The organism is Robinsoniella sp. KNHs210 (assembly GCF_000686105.1).
GTDB lineage: Bacteria > Bacillota > Clostridia > Lachnospirales > Lachnospiraceae > Robinsoniella > Robinsoniella peoriensis.
Map to the genome: position 1 here is coordinate 1,949,295 of NZ_JMLZ01000002.1, position 19,078 is coordinate 1,968,372.

General features: G+C 40.2%; 9 protein-coding genes. 2 read left to right on the forward strand and 7 right to left on the reverse strand.

Annotated elements, in window-relative coordinates; all coding sequences use genetic code 11:
• Window positions 1-260: 260 nt before the first annotated feature.
• The gene (locus tag CD03_RS0115575; protein ID WP_027294452.1) at window positions 261-4,175 is read left to right on the forward strand and encodes a glycoside hydrolase family 98 domain-containing protein; all 3,915 of its coding nucleotides are present in this window, start codon (window positions 261-263) and stop codon (window positions 4,173-4,175) included.
• A 93-nt stretch (window positions 4,176-4,268) separates the two neighbouring features.
• On the opposite strand, the gene CD03_RS0115580 is transcribed toward CD03_RS0115575, so the two are convergent.
• Window positions 4,269-5,555, reverse strand: coding sequence for a hypothetical protein (locus CD03_RS0115580; protein ID WP_052377821.1), 1,287 nt, complete (start codon window positions 5,553-5,555; stop codon window positions 4,269-4,271).
• Between the two features lie 142 nt (window positions 5,556-5,697).
• Between CD03_RS0115580 and CD03_RS0115585 the strand changes: the two genes are divergently transcribed.
• Window positions 5,698-6,564 (forward strand): AraC family transcriptional regulator, encoded by an 867-nt coding sequence (locus CD03_RS0115585; protein WP_027294454.1) that lies wholly within the window; start codon window positions 5,698-5,700, stop codon window positions 6,562-6,564.
• Between the two features lie 78 nt (window positions 6,565-6,642).
• Here the strand turns inward: CD03_RS0115585 and CD03_RS36140 are convergent, their stop codons facing one another.
• From CD03_RS36140 to CD03_RS0115620, 6 genes are all read right to left on the reverse strand, one after another.
• Entirely contained in the window at window positions 6,643-11,172 is a 4,530-nt protein-coding gene (locus tag CD03_RS36140) for a beta-L-arabinofuranosidase domain-containing protein (RefSeq protein WP_052377822.1), read from the reverse strand.
• 1,194 nt (window positions 11,173-12,366) lie between these two features.
• On the reverse strand, window positions 12,367-13,212 hold the full coding sequence (locus CD03_RS0115600; protein WP_027294455.1) for a carbohydrate ABC transporter permease: 846 nt from the start codon (window positions 13,210-13,212) through the stop codon (window positions 12,367-12,369).
• On the reverse strand, window positions 13,209-14,099 hold the full coding sequence (locus CD03_RS0115605) for a carbohydrate ABC transporter permease (RefSeq protein ID WP_027294456.1): 891 nt from the start codon (window positions 14,097-14,099) through the stop codon (window positions 13,209-13,211). Before CD03_RS0115605 ends, CD03_RS0115600 begins: the two co-directional genes overlap by 4 nt.
• A gap of 21 nt (window positions 14,100-14,120) precedes the next feature.
• Window positions 14,121-15,566, reverse strand: coding sequence for an ABC transporter substrate-binding protein (locus tag CD03_RS33655; RefSeq protein WP_242849102.1), 1,446 nt, complete (start codon window positions 15,564-15,566; stop codon window positions 14,121-14,123).
• A 95-nt stretch (window positions 15,567-15,661) separates the two neighbouring features.
• Window positions 15,662-17,206 carry a response regulator gene (locus CD03_RS0115615; protein ID WP_052377823.1) on the reverse strand — a complete coding sequence of 515 codons (1,545 nt, stop codon included), beginning with the start codon at window positions 17,204-17,206 and terminating at the stop codon, window positions 15,662-15,664.
• Between the two features lie 74 nt (window positions 17,207-17,280).
• Window positions 17,281-18,993, reverse strand: a complete 1,713-nt coding sequence (locus tag CD03_RS0115620) for a sensor histidine kinase (protein WP_027294458.1) — start codon at window positions 18,991-18,993, stop codon at window positions 17,281-17,283.
• Window positions 18,994-19,078: the final 85 nt, after the last annotated feature.

The following is a 19,078-nucleotide window of genomic DNA, read 5'->3' on the forward strand; positions in this document are numbered from 1 at the left end:
CTGAAATATGCAAATTTTCTCTTAACGCTTTGTTCATTATTAACATACAAGGTTCTGTCATATAGAACAGTGTAAAATCCGTAATTTATTTATCACTTATCATTGTCATTTCAACCATATGTATTATTTTTTCCGTACCTCATAGATCCATTTAGAATCCAGTAAAAAATGTGTAATATTTAGACAAAAATTCGAATGTCATTTTTCTCCTGATTCAACTATTATATAATATAGAGGCACATAAAAAAGGAGAAGAATGTATGAAAAAGAGAATGAAACGCATAACTTCAGCTGTACTGGCGGGTATCTTCATAACCAGCACGCTTTCGCTGAACTTTCCACTGAATACTTTTGCGTCAGAATCGGAGTTTGCAGAACAGAATAATATGGAGCAGGTGGAAACAGAACCGCTAACCGCAGAAACTCCGGGGATAGAACTCCCCCCGTCTGAAGCAGACAGCATCACAGAACAGAATGCAGTAGTTGAAACCGAGGTTTCTATTGACAGCATCTATTCTGAAACAACTGCAAAAGCTCTGGAGGGCTGGACATTGGTTGAAAATGATTCCGGTTCCATTACATATGAAGGCACCTGGAATCAATATTCCGAACAGGGACACAGCCAGGGCAGCGCTCATCAGTCCGACGCCGTTGGCGCTACCGCAAGTTATCAGTTTACAGGTACCGGAATTCAATGGATTGGACAAACAGATACAAATTTCACAAAAGCAAAAGTATACCTGGACGGTGAACTAATGGCTATGCCTGACTCCAATAACAGCCCTATGTATCAGCGTACAATCTATACGTTAATCGGTATCCCTTATGGAGAACATACTTTTGTGATAGAAAGTCAGGGTCCACCTAATTCAGCTCACAATATTAATTTTATAGAATTAGATGCACTGGCTTACACTACTGACCAGACACCTGTAACAGCTGACAGCCTTGTAATTAATAATTCTACCGGCAAAATGAAGACAGGTGAAACACTACAGTTAGATGTATCCTTAAAAAAAGGAGATAGTCAAGTGTACGCAAGTGGGCTTTCCTTTGCAAGCAGTGTTCCTGCTGTTGCCGAAATAAATGAAAAAGGCCTTATAACAGCCCTTTCCAACGGCAAAACCCAGATCACTGCCTCCATAAATGGCTTAGATCAATCCTTCTGGCTGGAGGTCAGATCAACACAGGTGGGAGCGCTTAGAAGAGTTATCGATAGTGAACATCCTTTGTTTTATCACCATTTGTACCGCCAGTCCAATCCCGAAAATCTTGGACAAGGACAGGATTCTCTTCAGGGCGGACTTGACATTCAGACATTCTGGGACAGCCTGGATGCAGCCATGACGCCGGAAACCAAGCAGTATCAGGCAATTCTCATACATGCAGGCGGCAATATTAATGATGACGAGGACACCAGAAGATGGTATAATATGGAAATGGATAAGACGACAGCCGATCAAATTCCCTTTTTCCTGATGATATCCAACTCTTACACCGACCATCCTTTTGACAATGATTGGCTGGCTGAAATGTATGAACAATATCCAAATATGCTTGGCGTGGTATACTCAGAAAACCATGCATCCGTATGGCAGAACCATGGCGGATACCGAAGTGAGGAAATTGCATCTAAACTGGAATTGTCTGCGGAATACGGCGGATACGTTATCTTTGCAGATACCAACAATTATGATGAATACATGGAAAGCACTTTAAAAAATACCGTCCTCATGGAAGCTGCTAAAAAATACAGAGACAACTTCATCATTATGCCAAAGTATACCAGCCAATGGAGCATGGCAGGATATAATTCCTATCAGAGCGTTGCCATGGGTACCTGGCTGAGCGGATATGCCGGAAACTGGGGATCCTTAATTGATTCCTGGCAATGGTGGGATCTCTACTACTATAATGATCCTTTCCGCGAAAACCGCGTAGAACGTCTGGGCGGTGGAGAAGAATGCCGTCACCCATTTTCATTCCCGGAATTAAATTATCCAATCCGTATGCTGTCTGAAGCCAATTCGGGTGCTACTGTATTTTCATTTGAGCATCCCTTTTACAGTACAGCCATCGCAAGAAGTGAAAATGAACCGGCTTATACCACTCCTGCTTTTGATAACGCCATTGTACAGGCAATGGACTATATAATAGCAAACCACAGCCAGACACGTGAAGAAGTTATGAGCAGAACCAAAGTTGCATTTGATTCTGGAAAAGGTACGCTCAATAAAACAGCGGAAGCTGGTGTAAATCTGATAAAGGCTCTATACGGCGATGGGAATTTAAATCATAAAGGAGACAGATCAGATGAAAATGAAATGCTGATGATGCAGCTTTCCGGAAGATATGGAATCATTCCATCTATTCCTGCCCTTGCAACGGATGAAGACAAAAAAATATTTACCGATAATGGGATACAGCTGCTGAACAAAGACTCCGTAATAGAAAAGTTCAAAAAAAATACATTAGATGAAGTAAAAACCGGAAAAGATACCGCAACACAAAAAGCTGTGCAGGAATATTTCAACCAGTTTTACGAGGAAAACGCAACTGGTAACGCTTATGTTCAAAACATTGACAACTACTGGTTTACTTACAATAACCGCTGGACCGGATATCCGGTGTCATCTCTTGTGCAGACTGCGGATCTGAAAAATACAGAATTCAGCAATGGCATTCATGTATCATTTGATCCTTATACCTACATTAATTTCTTAGAAACTAGCGAAAAAGTTACTGTCAATTTCAATAACTATTTCGTAGATAAAAGTGATATCTGGGAAAACTACACACAACGCTGGGATGGAGACTATAACCTGCTCTTCCAGGATTATCTGATGGAAAACTATATTCCAAAAGATAAAACCCGTGATAATGAATTTAAAAAAGCTTCCATAACATTTAAAGACCTCCAGTCTAAACCTGAGATTCAGAATCTGACAGGGCTTAAAAATCAGTATGATGCCCCTAAAGAAACCTGGAATGAAGAGACAGGAGAATATACTTTAGAAATAAACGCAAACGGGTATATGAATTTTGAGATAGTAAAAACAACACCTGAAGAGCCGCTTAACACGGACCTCTTACTCCAGGCTATAGACAATGCCCAGGAAATCGTGCGGGATAACTACACTGCTACTTCTTTAAACAGCTTAGACAGTGCGGCGGCAAATGCTTATAAAATCATCGTTTCACTTCCGGGAGACATCACCCAGGAAACGGTGGATCTTGCAGTGGCATCCATACAAAATGCCATGAAATCACTGGTAAAAAAACCTGCTGATCTGACTGTACTCATCACCGGCATTAATCTGGCTAAGAAAATTGACCGGACAAAATACCAGGCAGGTTCCTTATCCATATTGGATAAAGCATTGGCTGAAGCTGAACGTATTGTGAAATTAAATCCTGATATTGATGAGCAGAATACCGTCAATAACACCTTGCAGGCTTTGGCATCAGCAGTAAACAATTTAAAGGAAAATATTGCACAGCCTGAGAAAAAAGCTGATGTATCGGCATTAACCGCTGTTATTAACAAAGCCGCAAAGCTGGATAGAAATAAATACACTACAGAAACCTTAGCGGTTGTTGACAAATCTATAAAAGCAGCACAGGAATTATTGAGCATTAGTCCCAAGGCAGAATTGCAGACTCTGGTTACGATCACTACAGAATCCGCCGAAACAGCAATCCGTGGATTAAAGAGTGTCCCACAGATCCCGAAAAAGGGAACTAAAGTTACCATTGGAAATTTCGTATATAAAATTACGAGCGCCACTTCCAAATCCAGAACTGCTACTGTTGTGAAACCAAAAAAGAATACATTTACCAAATTAACGATTCCTTCTTCTATTAAAGTAAATTCATTTACTTTTAAAGTAACCGGAATTTCTGACAAGGCTTTTCAAAAAAATAATAAGCTAACTTCCATAACAATTGGTTCAAATATCACTTCTATTGGAAAACAAAGCTTCAGTGGCTGTTCAAAGCTGAAAAAGATATTAGTAAAATCTTCATCGATAAAAACAGTGGAAAAAGATGCTTTAAAGAATATTCATAAAACAGCCACCATTCAGGTACCTGCTAAAAAATGGTCTTCCTATAAATCAAAATTTAAAAACAAAGGGCAGGCGGCAACGGTTACTTTTAAAAAATACAAATCATAAGCTGTATACTTTTCTAACTCCATATAATTAACGACAAGCGCCAGACCGTGTCTAAAAGACACTCTGGCGCTTGTCATTATTGTAAAAGGCAGCTCAGATTTCCTCCCTGGCAATTCTCACCCAGTCTGTCAGATTCTTTGGATTCTTGCCCAATGTATGATTATCTTTCATAATAATTTCCACACAATTATCCCGGCATATACGCAGTGTCTCTCTAAGTTCACGCCGGACCTTTTCCTGATCCAGTTCAGATGATGCCAGATCAGTCGGCGATGGCTTCAGGGAATAGATATAGTCCTGCTTCAGTTTAGATGCCATTATTCTTTTATCTGCCCAGGGTGATACTGAGACTCTGCGGAGATTACTTACCTCTTTTACTATATCAAACCTCTGGTCCATTGGTTCGCAGCAACCGTAGCACGTCAAACCAAAACGCTCCATGATTGGTTTCTGGTAGGGAAACACAAATTCTTTAAACATTTCCGCTGATACCCCAACTGTGATCTGACTCTCAGCCAGCCCCCACATATCTTTGGTTCGAACCCTGCCGGTATAATCAGATGCCGGAAGTTCCGTAGTATAGCCAATTCCCCCGGAACCTACATAGGAATTATCATTATTCATTGAAAAAAGATCATTTTCCTCAAGGAAATCAAGTTTTGCCATAACTCCATCCCGGAGCATTGCCATCATTTTGTGTATATTTTCTGGTTCATCATAAAAATCATACATCAGCTGTTCCATGCCTCTTAAGAAAGCTGCTTCATCCGTCAGGCCAAATGACCAAAACCATGCCGTATTTAGCTGTGTTTTCAAACTGCCCTCAAATAAATCGCAGGCAGTTTCAAACAACTCTTTTGTTGCATTGCGGTTCAAGAGAAACTCTTCTTTTTCCACCTGGGCAAGCTCACCATAGTCTTTCATAATCGCATCAATGTGATAGGATTTCCCCTGCTCCATTTTTATTCCTTTTGTAAATTTTGATTCTTTGCCCTTTAAATCCCAGGATTTTACTTTGTGAACATACGGAAGTGTAAATACGGGTTCCACGACATAATCATCATTCATATATTCGCCCCAATAAATCTGTTTTCTGATATGTAACTCCCAGTATCTGGCTATACTGTTTTCGCACTCTATCTCTTCATCCGGTATAATTTCATTCCAGCCATTTTCAGGATCACACAGAATCAGAGGGCGGGTACATTTCAGCATATTGTGCGCAGTCCACAGTTTACGCCTTTCTGACATAACCGGCTTAGCCGCTGACTCTGCCATTCTCTTAGCCAGTTCTCGTAAGATGTCCTGATCCTTTTTTGGAAAATTCAAATTGCTGTAATCAGCCATATTAAAATTCACTCTGATATTCATATGTTCCATAAACAATCACTCCATTTCAATTAAGTTCTTACTATAGATTGTACAATCTGATATAATGAGTATAGTTGAAAGAATCCTGCTTAACAATCGAAATAGTTGCTGTTCTATTATATCAAAATTGCTGTTTTTAGAGAGGTCCGATATGAATATTGAACGTAAGAGTTATGTGCTTGGAAATGAAGCCGGAGTATCTCCCGGATCCGAGTTTTTCATTGCATCAGAAGAATGCAGGGATACGGATATCTTCAATCATCTGGTTATGTGCGGCCAGTACCATTGTATAGACGGTTATGTGATAGACCGTCTGTTTTATGACTGCATTTTTATTGCTTATATTGATCAGGGTGCCATGGATATCGATTACGAAGGATCCCACTATACCGCTATCAAGGGGGATGTTGTTTTCATGGATTTAAAAACCCCCCACCGCTATGGCGCTGCAGGCAGCCTGGATTTTAGCTGGCTTCATATAAAAGGAAATATCTGCAATAATATTTATGAACTCTATCGCAGTAAAAACGGTATTATCATCCATGACTATACCTGTAATGATATTAAAACTAATATTCGTTTTATACTTTCTTCCTTCAAAACAGGACAGATGCTGAGCAAAACAGATCTGTCCTCCGCAATCTATAAGACCCTGATTTCTTCACTTTCTGCCGATAATAACAGCACTGCCTCAAAATCAACCAGAGTCTCCACGGTTGCTATTGAATATATGAAATATAATCTCAGCAGCAAAATCAACCTCATTGATATTGCTGACTCGGTTCACATGAGCAAATATCATTTTATACGGGTCTTTAAAAACAATACCGGATATTCACCATATGAGTACCTGCAAAAGCTGCGCATGGATACTGCCAAACATCTGTTGCAAACAACAGATAAAACTATCGGAGAAATATCAAACGCTGTTGGCTACCAAAGTGAGATGGGATTCACTTCCGCTTTTAGTGAAAAAGTAGGAATCTCACCGGGAAGATATCGCAGCAGCCCGTTTTAACCGGATTCAAGATATTTCGTTACTGTTGGAAAAAGGATATTTCCGGTTGTGCTTAGAACCAGAAATATCCTTTTTAATTTATTTTACAATTTTCACTGTTTTCTTCTGTCCCTTATTTTTCAGGATTTTTGTCTCATATTTTTTCAGGCATGACGAAGGCACTTTCATCTTTGCATTTTTGTGGATACCGGTGAATGCCTGGGATCCGGCTGATTTCAGCTTTTTACTTTTTATGGTAATACTCTTTAAACTGCTGTTCTTATAGAATGCTTTTTTACCGATCTTTGTCAGTTCTGTGCTTTCTATATGAACGGATTTTAGTTTTTTGCACTGATAAAATGCGTTGTCACCAATTGTTTTTACGTATTTTCCAACAGTTGCTTTTTTCGCTTTCGTACAGCCTTTAAATGCAGATTTTCCAATTGCAGTTATTTTAAAAGTTTTGCCTTTTATTTTAACTGTTTTGCCGACTTTAATGGAAGTGAGGGTTTTCTTCGTCACTCCGGTCAGGGTTACGGTCTTGTTCTTTAGGCTGGTCACTTTATAACGGTAGGTACCTGTTGTATAAGTCTTTCCTGTAATAATTGTATTTTCCTGTTTTTCCTTTTCCTTATATTGTCTTTCCAGTTCATTGTATCTGGACTGTGCCTGGGTTAGAAGGCTGTAATTTGTAACCAGTTTTCTCTGGTCTGGGGACAGCTTTTGATACATAGCCTGTGCCTCGTCGATCTTATTTTTGGATGCCTGGCTATAAGTAACCGTCCCAACCGCATTAATTTTAATCACAACTGCATCAGCAGCTTTTAGATTATTACAGGTTTGACGGGCCTGTTTTAATTTACTGTAGTTCGTTACCTTTGTCTTCTGGACTGCATTTAACGCTGCATATTCCTGCTCTGCCTTTACGATCGCCTGGTCACTTTGGATGGTAATTTTATCTCCGATTTTATTAATAAAATCCTCTACCGCTCTGACTGCAGGATCAACAGGTTCTGTAGGGTCAGTGGGATCTTCTGGGTCTGTTGGGTCTGTTGGGTCTGTCGGCTCTGTCGGCTCTGTCGGCTCTTCCGGATCTGTCGGCTCTTCCGGATCTGTCGGCTCTTCCGGGTCTGTTGGTTCTTCCGGATCCGTGGGAGCATTTACCTTCAAACTGTATGTGGCGCTTTGTGTACCATAGCTGTTAGATACTGTCAGCGTAAGCTCTGAATCCCCCGCCATTATTCCCTTTACGGTAGCCCTGGCGCTGCCTTCCCCATCTGTTATTTCCACACTTCTGCCTTCTGTGACAGACCATTGATAAATATTGTCAGATACATCCGCAGGAGCGGTTACTATTCCAGTTAATGCAGCTGTATCACCGATATTGATGGTATTCTTATCAGCCTGGACTGATACCGCAAATCCATTTGCTTTTGTCCATATAAGCATTTTAGTCGCATTATTCTGTCCGTAAATACCGTCATCGCCCCGGTTATTCCATGCATAAAAAGGAATTGCCTGTAGTTTTGCCGGAACTAATTTATCTCCTGCTTCGTAATATACATCTCCGGTGATTTCTACAACGCCCTTAAGCAGCTCCGGGTTATATTGCGCTGTAAATTCTGTGGATCTGGGAATCACATAGTTCAATGGATTCAGATTTTGGACTTCAGGATTTAAACTGGTATTCCCGGCTTTTTCTATGCTGTATACAAGAGGCCCTCTTTCTATTGCCACTCTCCCGCTATTTGTTTTGACATTTGGATTCGCTTCTGTCAATCTTATTTCCATTGGCATATCCACTGTAATTACATCACCTGGCGTCCATTTCCGCTTAATGGCAACATATCCATTGACAGCTTTTGCTGAAATATTCTCTCCATTTACTGAGATATCCGTATTTTTGTTTTTCTGGTCCTGTATCCAGCCCGGAATCCTTATATTAACAGTGAATTCCTTTTCTGACTCCGGTGTAACGGTGATGGCTGTTTTCCCCTCCCATGGGTATTTTGTCTCCTGTTTTAATGCCACTTTTGTGCCGTCTACATTTACTTTTGCATCGCTTCCGATGTACATATTTACATAGACATCATTTTGATGGACAGAATACATATAACCGCTCAGGGAAGCAATTGTCCTCATTAGGTTCGGAGGACAGCAGGCGCATGCAAACCATTCTGAACGGGCATTTCCATTAGATACCTCAAGGCGTGAATCATAATAGAAGAGATTTCCTTCCAGATTCGTTCCTACCAGTATACCGTTATAAAGTGCCTTTTCCACTACATCCGCATATTTTGCATCCTGATGCACCAGATTCATTCGCTGGTTCCAGTTAGCCACTGCAATCGATGCACAAGTCTCACAATAGGAATCATCATTGGGAAGCTCATAATCTCCGCCGAAGTCTTCTCCATGAGATCTTACCCCAATACCGCCGGTTATATAGGTTTTTCTATTTTGTACGGAATCCCAAATAGTGTCCAGCGTATCCAGATAGGCCTCTTTGTCAGCATCTCCATCCGGCAGTAAAGTCGCTACATCTGTTGCTCCCGCATAGAGATATGTGGCACGAACTGCATGTCCCACTCCGTTTTTCTCCTGTGTAAAGGGCGTTTTATCCTGGGAATAGTCACCGCCTTTGTAATTGCTTTCCCTTAAGGATTGATCTTCCCCTCTCCTGTCAATCAGCAGTTTGGCTGTATCTATATATTTCTGGCCTGCACCCTCACCTTCGTACTCTTCTGCAAGCTTCGCCAGTTTTATCAAGGCAAGTTCTATTTCCTCATGCCCCGGAACTTCGTGGCGCTGCCCGTCCGGTCCGAAAAGGCGTACAATTTCATCTGCAAATCTCTTGCCCACTACATAAAGGCTGTAATCAGGATCTCCGATTCCTTCCCGGTACCGGGTATACGCTACGACTGATTCAAAAAAATGTCCTGCTATATACATCTCATGATTGCTAAAATCCCGGAAGCGATGAGTGCCGGGAGAACTTCCTCCTGCAAATGTAGTGCTCCTTAAAGTAAAGTGTGTATTAATATAACCGTCTGCATATTGAACCTGCTCAATCTTACTGATCCAGTCAGCCAATTTATCCTCTAATTTTTCTCTTTGTGCTGCAATTTCCGGATCCTTGTCATCCTGAATAACTGAAAGCGTATATGAAATTGCTTCGATGGATTTATAGATATCCGTATCCTGGAAAACAAATCCATGAAAAGGTTCATAGGATTCCCCGTTCAATTTTTTAATTGCATTATCAAAATTTGGTTCTCCGCCTGCTTCCATGGCTATCCTGCTGATTCCTGCATTTAGAGAATTCAACGCATTCACTTTCTGCTTTGGCTGCCAGAACTCATCATTCAGTTTTACATTTTCAAAAGTTACCGCACTATTGGCATCCGGTGCTACAACGGGTTTCTTTACCGTGATCTGTGCTTTGGCATCCCATTGCTCACCTCCGTAATTGACTGTTCCGTTTACGGTAAATGTCTTTCCTGCCTGATCCGCTGCATACAGCTTAGGGTCTACTGCTTCCCATTCAACGGGCATCAGTTTGGAATTGAATTCCTCTCCAAAGTCGAACGCTTCTGTTCCGCCATTCTGTGTCTTATTAACACTTTTCAGCGAAGGAGTGGGATCGTCGAAGCTAATTCCATTTACAACAACCATTTTGGGAAGAATCGGCTCCCTTCCGGCTGCCGTTGCCGTGATGTAATCATCAATACTCTGTATGGATTCCACCGATACCGGAAAGGATACTTCCCGCTGCGTAGTTCCATAAGTGCATTTTAATTTTAAGGCACCAGCTCCAGCCGCTTTTGCCGTTACCGTAATCTTACTGGCATCTGTATCATTACCCGTTATTTCCAGAATTTCGCTGTACGCCTCGGGAACAGACCATTCATACGTAACATCAGGCAATTCTGAGGGTATGCAAAATCCCTGGTACTCAGCAGTTTCGCCAAGACCGATCCGCTCTTTTCCGATGATTTTAGCAGCAAAAAGTTCGTCCTTAATTGGTTCGCCATACACCTCCCATTCACTGATTCCAACTCCATTGCTTCCCGTTCCGCTGCGGTCTATGTACAGCCGCATCTGCGTTGTTCTGACCGGTGTCTTCAGGAGTACGCCGTTCCAGTAACTGTTTGCACCATTTATTCCGCCGTTATTGCCATCATACCGAACCCCCACAGAAGACGTATCCACATCATTTTCGTCCTGCATGTCCGTAATTTCCACCCAGTCGTCCAGTGTGTTATCATAGTAATAAGCTTTGCAGGATTTTGGAAACGTCACATTCCCACTTGCATTTTGCGTTGCATTATCTGCCCACCACATCACTTGCATACTGGATATTTCATAGGGCTCCTCCCACGTCAGCGTAACCGGTGTGGGATATGAACCGCTGTTATTCCAGGTATTCCATGAGGTAAAAGGATCACTCGTCGCCAGACTGCCGTTATTCACATTTGCAGCCGATGTGTTTTCATGTTCGGCAGAAGCCACCGCTTTTAATGCAATGTTTTCTCCCAATTGCCCTTCCTCAGCATGTACGTTCATACACGGTAATGCCAAGACAAGTAGTGTAAAGCTCATAATCGTTGCTAAAATCTGTCGTTTCACACCAATTCCTCCCTCTTTTTCGCAAATTTTTATGCGTTTATTATCTTTATTATATCTATTGGAATTTTAAAAATATACGGGATTTTATACTGTGTTTGTGTGATATATTATGAATTCACAGGGAACCTCCATCCTATTATTATAGACTGGATGTGCATCGCATTTTTAGCGTTATGTGATGTGTCACAGCCTGTCTATGGTATGGCATAAGGAGGTCTATTATATTGTAATTTGGTTTTCTCTTTCTTTGTATTGTAATTTATTAATGTTAGTGGATTTATTTCAGATAGGTTTTTAGGTTCTTTATATCATTTACTTTTCATTACATCAAAGTATACATTCAATACATTGGAAAAATATATAGCAGGAAATCTGTTAGACTTCATTAATAACAGCCCCAGATAGAATATGCCCTTCGTTTGGATCCCCCTTCGTTAATTAATAAAAACGTTGAGGTATTGTATAAAACATTCATAAATTTTATAATTGATTGATATTTAGCGGGAAGCATCCTTCCGGTAAATTTACAATTGACATCATAAAGTAAGATTCTATATGAATCAGGAGAGGAAAACTACTCTATGGAATACCCTTTAGTCTGGTAACGGGCTTTGTAATAGCTGTTATCATCGCGTTCTATAGAAAAACCAGCATTACCATGTTCGATGATGTAATTTTAATTAAGCGTTTTGGTTACCATTCTATGATGATTTTTGCCAAGAAGTTTAAATATAACTAAATCCTATAAAAAGAGAGCATTGCCCGGGACCTAAATCCCTCAGCAATACTCTCTATCTCATTATCATATCAATTAATAATCCCGCTATTTCCTGGTAGTTACCCGCTTACTGCTTCCATAACTGCCATAGCAGGACAAAACAGCCGATTTGCGATAAGGCCTGACTGTCTTCGCTTAGCCTTTTCCAGACTTGTGTTTAGTAAAATCATATGTCACCATATGAAATCCTCTCCAGAACCGTACGTGCGGCTTTCCCGCATACGGCTCTTCATAATAACATTTACAGTTGCAAGCTACGCATAGAGATTAAAATATCTCTTGGGATATACCATCGGATAATAATCCAACATCTGCTTGAATCCCTCCCAGTTGTAGCTTTTCTTCTGACTTCTGCGGTTCATCCACTGAAACAGCAGGTTCCACCCGCTAAACTATCCGCCCTTTCCTGGGCGCACTCATCCCTTTACTGCTCCCCCAATTGTCATTGCACGTTCGACCTGTTCACTAAACAACACATATAACACTACTGTAGGCAGGCTGGCAATCGTCATTGTTGCTCCCATTGCCCCCCAATCAGTTGTAAACTGTCCCTGGAAAAACAAAATCCCTAATGGCAATGTTTTGAGGTCGTTTGAAACAATTAATACATTGGCAAGAATAAATTCATTCCAGGCATTCAGAAAAATATAAATTACGAGTGTAGCTGTTGCCGGCTGCACCAGAGGAACGATAACTTTCCAAAAGCATTGAAAAATATTAGCCCCATCGATGCAGGCAGCCTCCTCCAGTTCCACAGGAATTCCCTTGAAAAAACCGTAATATACCATACATGCCAGGGCAAGATTCACCGCTGCATATGGAATGATAAGTCCCCAGCGGGTTTCCATGAGATTCATAACCTTCACGGTTCTCGCCATCGGTATCAGAATCGCCTGTACCGGTATAAACATACCCATAGAAATAAATATGTATACTGCCTCTCTTCCTTTCCATCTTAGTCTGGACACAGCATAAGAAAACAAAATTGCAATGAGAATCGTAATGATCACCGTAGCTATAGAGGCAAACAAACTGTTCACAAAATACTTTGGCACATCGAACTCTTCCCAAGCCCTTACATAATTTTCTATCCTGAACACTTTTGGTATTCCAAATGGGTTGGTCACGAATATTTCCTGATTATTTTTTAAAGAATAGCACACCATCCAAAACATAGGATAGATTGAAATGAATGCATATATCCATAGGAGCATCTGCGACAAAAGGCTTGCCGGTCTTATATTCTTTTTCCCTAATTTCATTTCTGCCTTTTCCCACCTTCTCTTTCTTTGAGTAAAAAATTAATGATTAATATAACCACCAGACACTCCAATACCAGTATGCTTGCCGCCGTTAAACCATACCCATACTCCTGACTCCGAAAAGCGGAACTATACATCATATAAGAAAGTGTATAAGTTGAAGTTCCCGGTCCTCCGCCAGTCATGATATACATCTCTGTAAATGCCTTAATACCACCTGTTACAGACAAAATCAGACAAAATTTATAAGTTTCCCTCAGCAGTGGTATTGTTACAAAAAGGTGTGCTCTTGTAGAAGACGCGCCGTCTATACGAGCCGCCTCGTAGTATGACTCCGGAATTGTCTTGATTCCCGCTAAAATCAGGGCAAACTGATAACCGGTCCACTGCCATGCATTTACTGCAGCTATAGCAATGATTGCACTCTTCCTGTCAGACAACCAATTCTGTCTGTAAGAAATCCCTATGGCTTCAAAGAAGCGGTTTAACAGACCTGTATCCGAATTGTAGATAGACAACCATAACTGACAAACTACTGTTACCGATAATACCACGGGGATAAAATAGCTGACACGGAGTATCTTCCGGCCTCTGGTCCTGGGCGCAGATACTACAATTGCAAATATGGTTGCCATAATCACTTGAAAAAAGGTAATAATAGCAGCAAATATCAACGCATTTTTATTGGATATCCAAAAGGTCTTATCACTAAATATTCTGATATAGTTTGCCATTCCTATAAATATTCCAGTATTCACCCCATCCCATGAGAACATGCTCCTGTAGAATACCTGAAGAATAGGGATAAAAATCATTACTACAAACAAAAGCATTGCAGGAAAGATAAAAAGAACAATGGCTGTCTTATTTCCAAGATACTTTTTCAAAGTACTTCACCCTTTCCCTCCCTATTCTTGTCCCATTCTCTCCATTACACCTGTCATTTCATTTATAAATTCCTCCGCTGAATACTGATCTGTACACAGGAATTGTGACTGATCCTCAATACCGGTCTTGAATATGGAATTTGTCAGACCCCAGTCGAATTTCGTATTACTAGTTGTGTCAGGAAGCACCTCAGCCAGTTTTTGCATCATAGGTGTAAGCGCTTTCTCTGGCTCAACATCCACTTTAACTGCAATCAAAGGGTTAGAACGATACATATACTTAGCTTCACAGAACTTCTCAGAAATAAATGCGGCTACTTCTGCAGCCAGTTCTGCATGCTCAGATTTAGGATTTACTGCAAATCCACTAGGGGACCCGCCGCCTGACCAGGCTGTTTTGCATGCTTCATAGGCCGCCTCATCTTCTGCCGGATAATACATCCAGTCTACTTTATCGCCCATGTTATCTGTTGCCATCTCAATCTCCCACTGCCCATTCATAAACATCGCCGCCTTACCTTCATAAAACAAGGATGCTGCCTGATCATAGTTCATACTGGTTACACCACTCGGAAGCAGTCCTTCAAGCACCAGTTCATGCATTGTATTTGCTGCCTTTACATAAGCATCATCTGTAATACTGCCATTTTGCTTATCCAGCTTATCGATTCCGCCTACGTCATATCTTGTTGCAATTGAGTCATAAAGAGCTGTAGTAATCCATTTTTCTTTAGCAAATATTGTCATTGGAATAATATCATTCTTTTTCATAACTCTGATAACATTCTTCAATTCCTCATATGTCTTTGGCACTTCTAAATTGTACTGTGCAAAAAGGTCTTTGTTATAGTACCATAGCACCACTTCATTGCCTGCATACGGGAAAGCATAAATGTTGCCGTCATCATGGTATAAAATGTTTTTACAGGAATCATATACTTTATCCGTAAACCCTATCTTATCCGAGATATCATTCAGTACCATAACATTACCCGATTTTTTAAAGGCTTCGATCTGGGCAAGCTCTACCCGGAAAATATCCGGAAGATTTCCGGTCGCTGCATAAGTTTGCAGCTTCTGTCCGTCATCCTGGGCCTCAATGTCTAAATCCAGAGTTACATTTGGATAAGCAATCGCCATTTGTTTTTTGGCATAATCAAATGGAATTTTGGTATCCTCATCCGCATACTGAGCATAGATCTTCAGAGTAGCTTCTTCATCACTGATAACACCTTCCGCTACTGCTGCCTTTTCTGTAGGTGCTTCACTTGACTCGTTTAATGCCTTGGTTTCTTTTGCTGCAGTCTCACTTGATTCCTTCGCTGTGTCAGTTTCTTCCGTTACAGCCTCAGTCGAAGAATTTACTTCCTTGTCCTTTGTTCCCCCATTACCACACCCCATAGTACTTGTAACACCCATAGCTAGGATCATTGATAATGCCACCATTCTTTTTTTCAGGTTTGTCATAGAAAAACCTCCTCCTTTTCTTTGATACCCTGATTATATGGCACTATTCATCAATACTCCATGTAATATCCAAAATGGATTGGTAATTCTCAAAATTACTTATTTATAATTATTGAATTCGGCGATACACCATAGTATTTTTTAAAACATTTACTAAAATAACTCACATCATTGTACCCAACCATTTCAGAAATGCCCGAAACCTTATACACTCCTCCCTCCAGTAATTCTCTTGCCTTTGTCACGCGGCATTTCGTAATATACTCACTGATGGTCGTATTCATCTCACTCTTAAACATTCTTCTTAGATATGTCTGATTGATCAGCAGTGCTCTTGAAATGTCCTCTACAGAAAGCTCTGGATTGCCAAAGTTCTTCTCAATGTAAGCTTTTGCCCCGTATGCAATCTGATAATCTTTAGATTCATTGTGGCTTTGGAAATATAGGCCAACTTTTCCAAAACACGCTAAAACAAATCTCCCCTTTACAGTATAGGAAAGACTTTCTGTGAGAATGTGATATGAGCTTAACTCCCCTTGGAAAATATCCTCCGCTTTTCTTCCTTTTCTGTCAACAAATGCCAGCAGCTGACTGATCAGACTCATTGAAAGCATCGTGTTATAATTATAATCCATTCGGAACTTCTTCTCTTCAAAGGTTACAGTCAAAATTCGGTTTATTTCATCAAAATCCATATTCTCCATACAGCTGTTAGTTTGAGCGATCACTTCCCAGGAATAAGACTCTTTATCTGATAATTCATAATACCTGGAGTCAAAAATTATTTCATCTTTATTTTCATATTGGAAACCGAGTGCCTGTAATGTTTTCTGATATGCTTCACTTACTCCGCAATCTGATACACTTCCTTCGCTAATTCCAATTTTTAAAGTGTATCCAAGATGTTCTTTTACCAGCTTGGCAAAATCCAGCAATTCGTAGCCATGGTACTCATTCTTTTTCCCCTCATCATCAAATCCGAGTACTACCACCAGATTCCCTTCAAAGTCACTGAATATAACACATTCCTGCTCTTCACACAGAATGTCCCGGAACATCTGCTTAAGAATTTCTTCCCACTGATACTCGGTTTCTTTCAGCAATCCAGTGTCATCCCTTCGTATTGTAATTGTACAGACAATATAATGTTGGGATTTGAATAGCTCTTTTTCCAGTTCCCTATCATTCCCATAGATCAATTTGCGATACTTCTCTTCCCACCTTATTGCATCCAATGCCTCTTTTTCGGATTTCATTTCAATTACTTTACCAATATTATCTTTGATCTTAAGCAGGGTAAATATAAGTTCTTCCTTTTCAAAAGGCTTAACAATATAATCATACACGCCCAAGCGCAAAGCTCTTCTGGCATATTCAAATTCACTGTGACCAGTAATCAGCACAATAATCACATCTGGATTTATCTGCATAATCAGTTCCGTCATCATAAATCCGTCTGCATACGGCATGGAAATATCAGCCAGAATAATCTCTGGTTCGTACCGTTCATACATTTCCAATGCCTGCTTTCCATCCTGAGCTTCACAGCAGATTTCAAACCCATACTCTTCCCAGTTCACATAACTTTTCAGATAATCCCGAAAGATTATCACATCATCCACTAACATGATTCCTATCATACTGTTCCCCCATTATATGACTTTTTCCCGGCTGCCTTGTATCCATAATTGACGCTGACAGTATTTTTACTAACTTATAATGGCAGAGTCAAAACAGCAGTTGTACCTTCTGAAACCTCCTCAAAGCTAAGTCCATATGATTCTCCATAAAACAGTTTCACTCTGTGGTTTACGCTATAGATTCCAAAATGATTATCCATTTTTTCTCCAGATTGATATGCTGCCAAGACCTGTTTTGGCATACCCACTCCATTATCTATAATCTTTATAAGAATCCTATTATCCTCTGTTTCCACAGAAATAACTATCGCTCCCTTCTCTCCTTTATACTTTAAACCATGGTATACTGCATTTTCAATCAGTGGCTGCAGAATCAGCTTAGGTACCAACCTGTTCTTCAGATCTGGTTCCCTGACTTTAATGTGGTATTCGAACAGATTATAATACCGCATCTGGAGCAAATCCATATAGTCTGATACAATCAGTAATTCCCGTTCCAGCCGAATTACCTCCTGGCTGTCCGAAAGTGTATTTCTATAATAGTCCGCCAGTTTTTTAGCCACTCGCTGGGATTCTCTGTACTTTTTCATCTCCGAAAGTTTAATAATCATGTCCAGCGAATTATATAGAAAATGAGGCTTTACCTGTTCCTGAATTAATGCCAGTTCATACTCTCTCTTTTTCCTGGATTCATCATTAACTTTCTGAATCAGATCCTGAATCTTTTCAGCCATAGCATCAAAACTGAGCCCAAGCTGACCGATTTCGTCTTTCTTCTGAAAACCACAGCGTATGGAAAAATCTCCTGTAGTAACTCTCTCGGTATTCTGCTTCAGCTTAACCAAAGGCCTGGTAATCAGATTGGTGAAATAAAATGACAGTAATATTTCCACAAACACCATACCAATTCCAACCATAAGAAATATGGACACCAGTCTTTCCTGCCCAATGTTAAATTTTTCAAGGCTCGTCACCCCCAGTATCTTCCAATTATAGTTATGCATCTGATATGTGGAATATAAAAACTTTTTTCGATCCGCCCAACCAATGGAAAATCCCTCCTGATTTATATCTCCATACATTTCAGATGGAAAATCTTTTTTCCTTCCTAACAAGTTATTTTCCTGATCCAACAGATAAAATTTTGTCATCTGGCTATGAAGATGTGCAGAAAATAGTTCCATTCTGACATTTACAAACAAATATCCCATGGTCTTTCCAGACGTTATCTCTATAATTTTTTTGCCCATGACAACCATGCCGTCACTCTTTCCCTCCTCATTTAGAATACCGATACTCTCAACATCCTGTTTGCTAAGCAAAACAGATTCCCCGCGAGAATCCTCTAAAAGTTTAACAGCATCTGACCATTCTTGCTTACAACGCAGCATATGTACATTGTTACTGAAGAGACTATTACCGGCGTCTACATATACAATAGTGTCAACATCACTGAATATTACCTGTGCTAAATTTAATTCCGTATAGATGGAGTTTGCAGTACGCACATCCCATAGCAGTATATTCCTTGTATTTGCCTGTATTTTATTAATGCTAATGCTCATGTAATTCGAACAATCCACCATATTAATCAAAATTCTCTCCAGGCGATCTGCTATCATTGTCTGATTATCCGATACGCTTTTCATGCTCTGTTCCTCTATTACATTCTCATAGGATCGATGAAAAAGAATGCAAAAAACAGTAATTGGAACAATAATAATTGGAATCATCAGTATGATAATCTTATTCTTAATTGAAAGTTTATTTATCTGTTCTTTAATCATTTGCGTTTCTCTTTCCTGCTTCTGCGCATAATTATTCCCATAACTGCATGCAAAGGCGAGATGCTGTAATGCATCCCACCTTCCA

Bases quoted from the DNA above. Each gene is read 5' to 3' on its own strand.
- CD03_RS0115575 (WP_027294452.1), top strand. From the start codon at position 261: ATGAAAAAGAGAATGAAACGCATAACTTCAGCTGTACTGGCGGGTATC.
- CD03_RS0115580 (WP_052377821.1), bottom strand. From the start codon at position 5,555: ATGGAACATATGAATATCAGAGTGAATTTTAATATGGCTGATTACAGC.
- CD03_RS0115585 (WP_027294454.1), top strand. From the start codon at position 5,698: ATGAATATTGAACGTAAGAGTTATGTGCTTGGAAATGAAGCCGGAGTA.
- CD03_RS0115600 (WP_027294455.1), bottom strand. From the start codon at position 13,212: ATGAAATTAGGGAAAAAGAATATAAGACCGGCAAGCCTTTTGTCGCAG.
- CD03_RS33655 (WP_242849102.1), bottom strand. From the start codon at position 15,566: ATGACAAACCTGAAAAAAAGAATGGTGGCATTATCAATGATCCTAGCT.
- CD03_RS0115615 (WP_052377823.1), bottom strand. From the start codon at position 17,206: ATGATAGGAATCATGTTAGTGGATGATGTGATAATCTTTCGGGATTAT.
- CD03_RS0115620 (WP_027294458.1), bottom strand. From the start codon at position 18,993: ATGATTAAAGAACAGATAAATAAACTTTCAATTAAGAATAAGATTATC.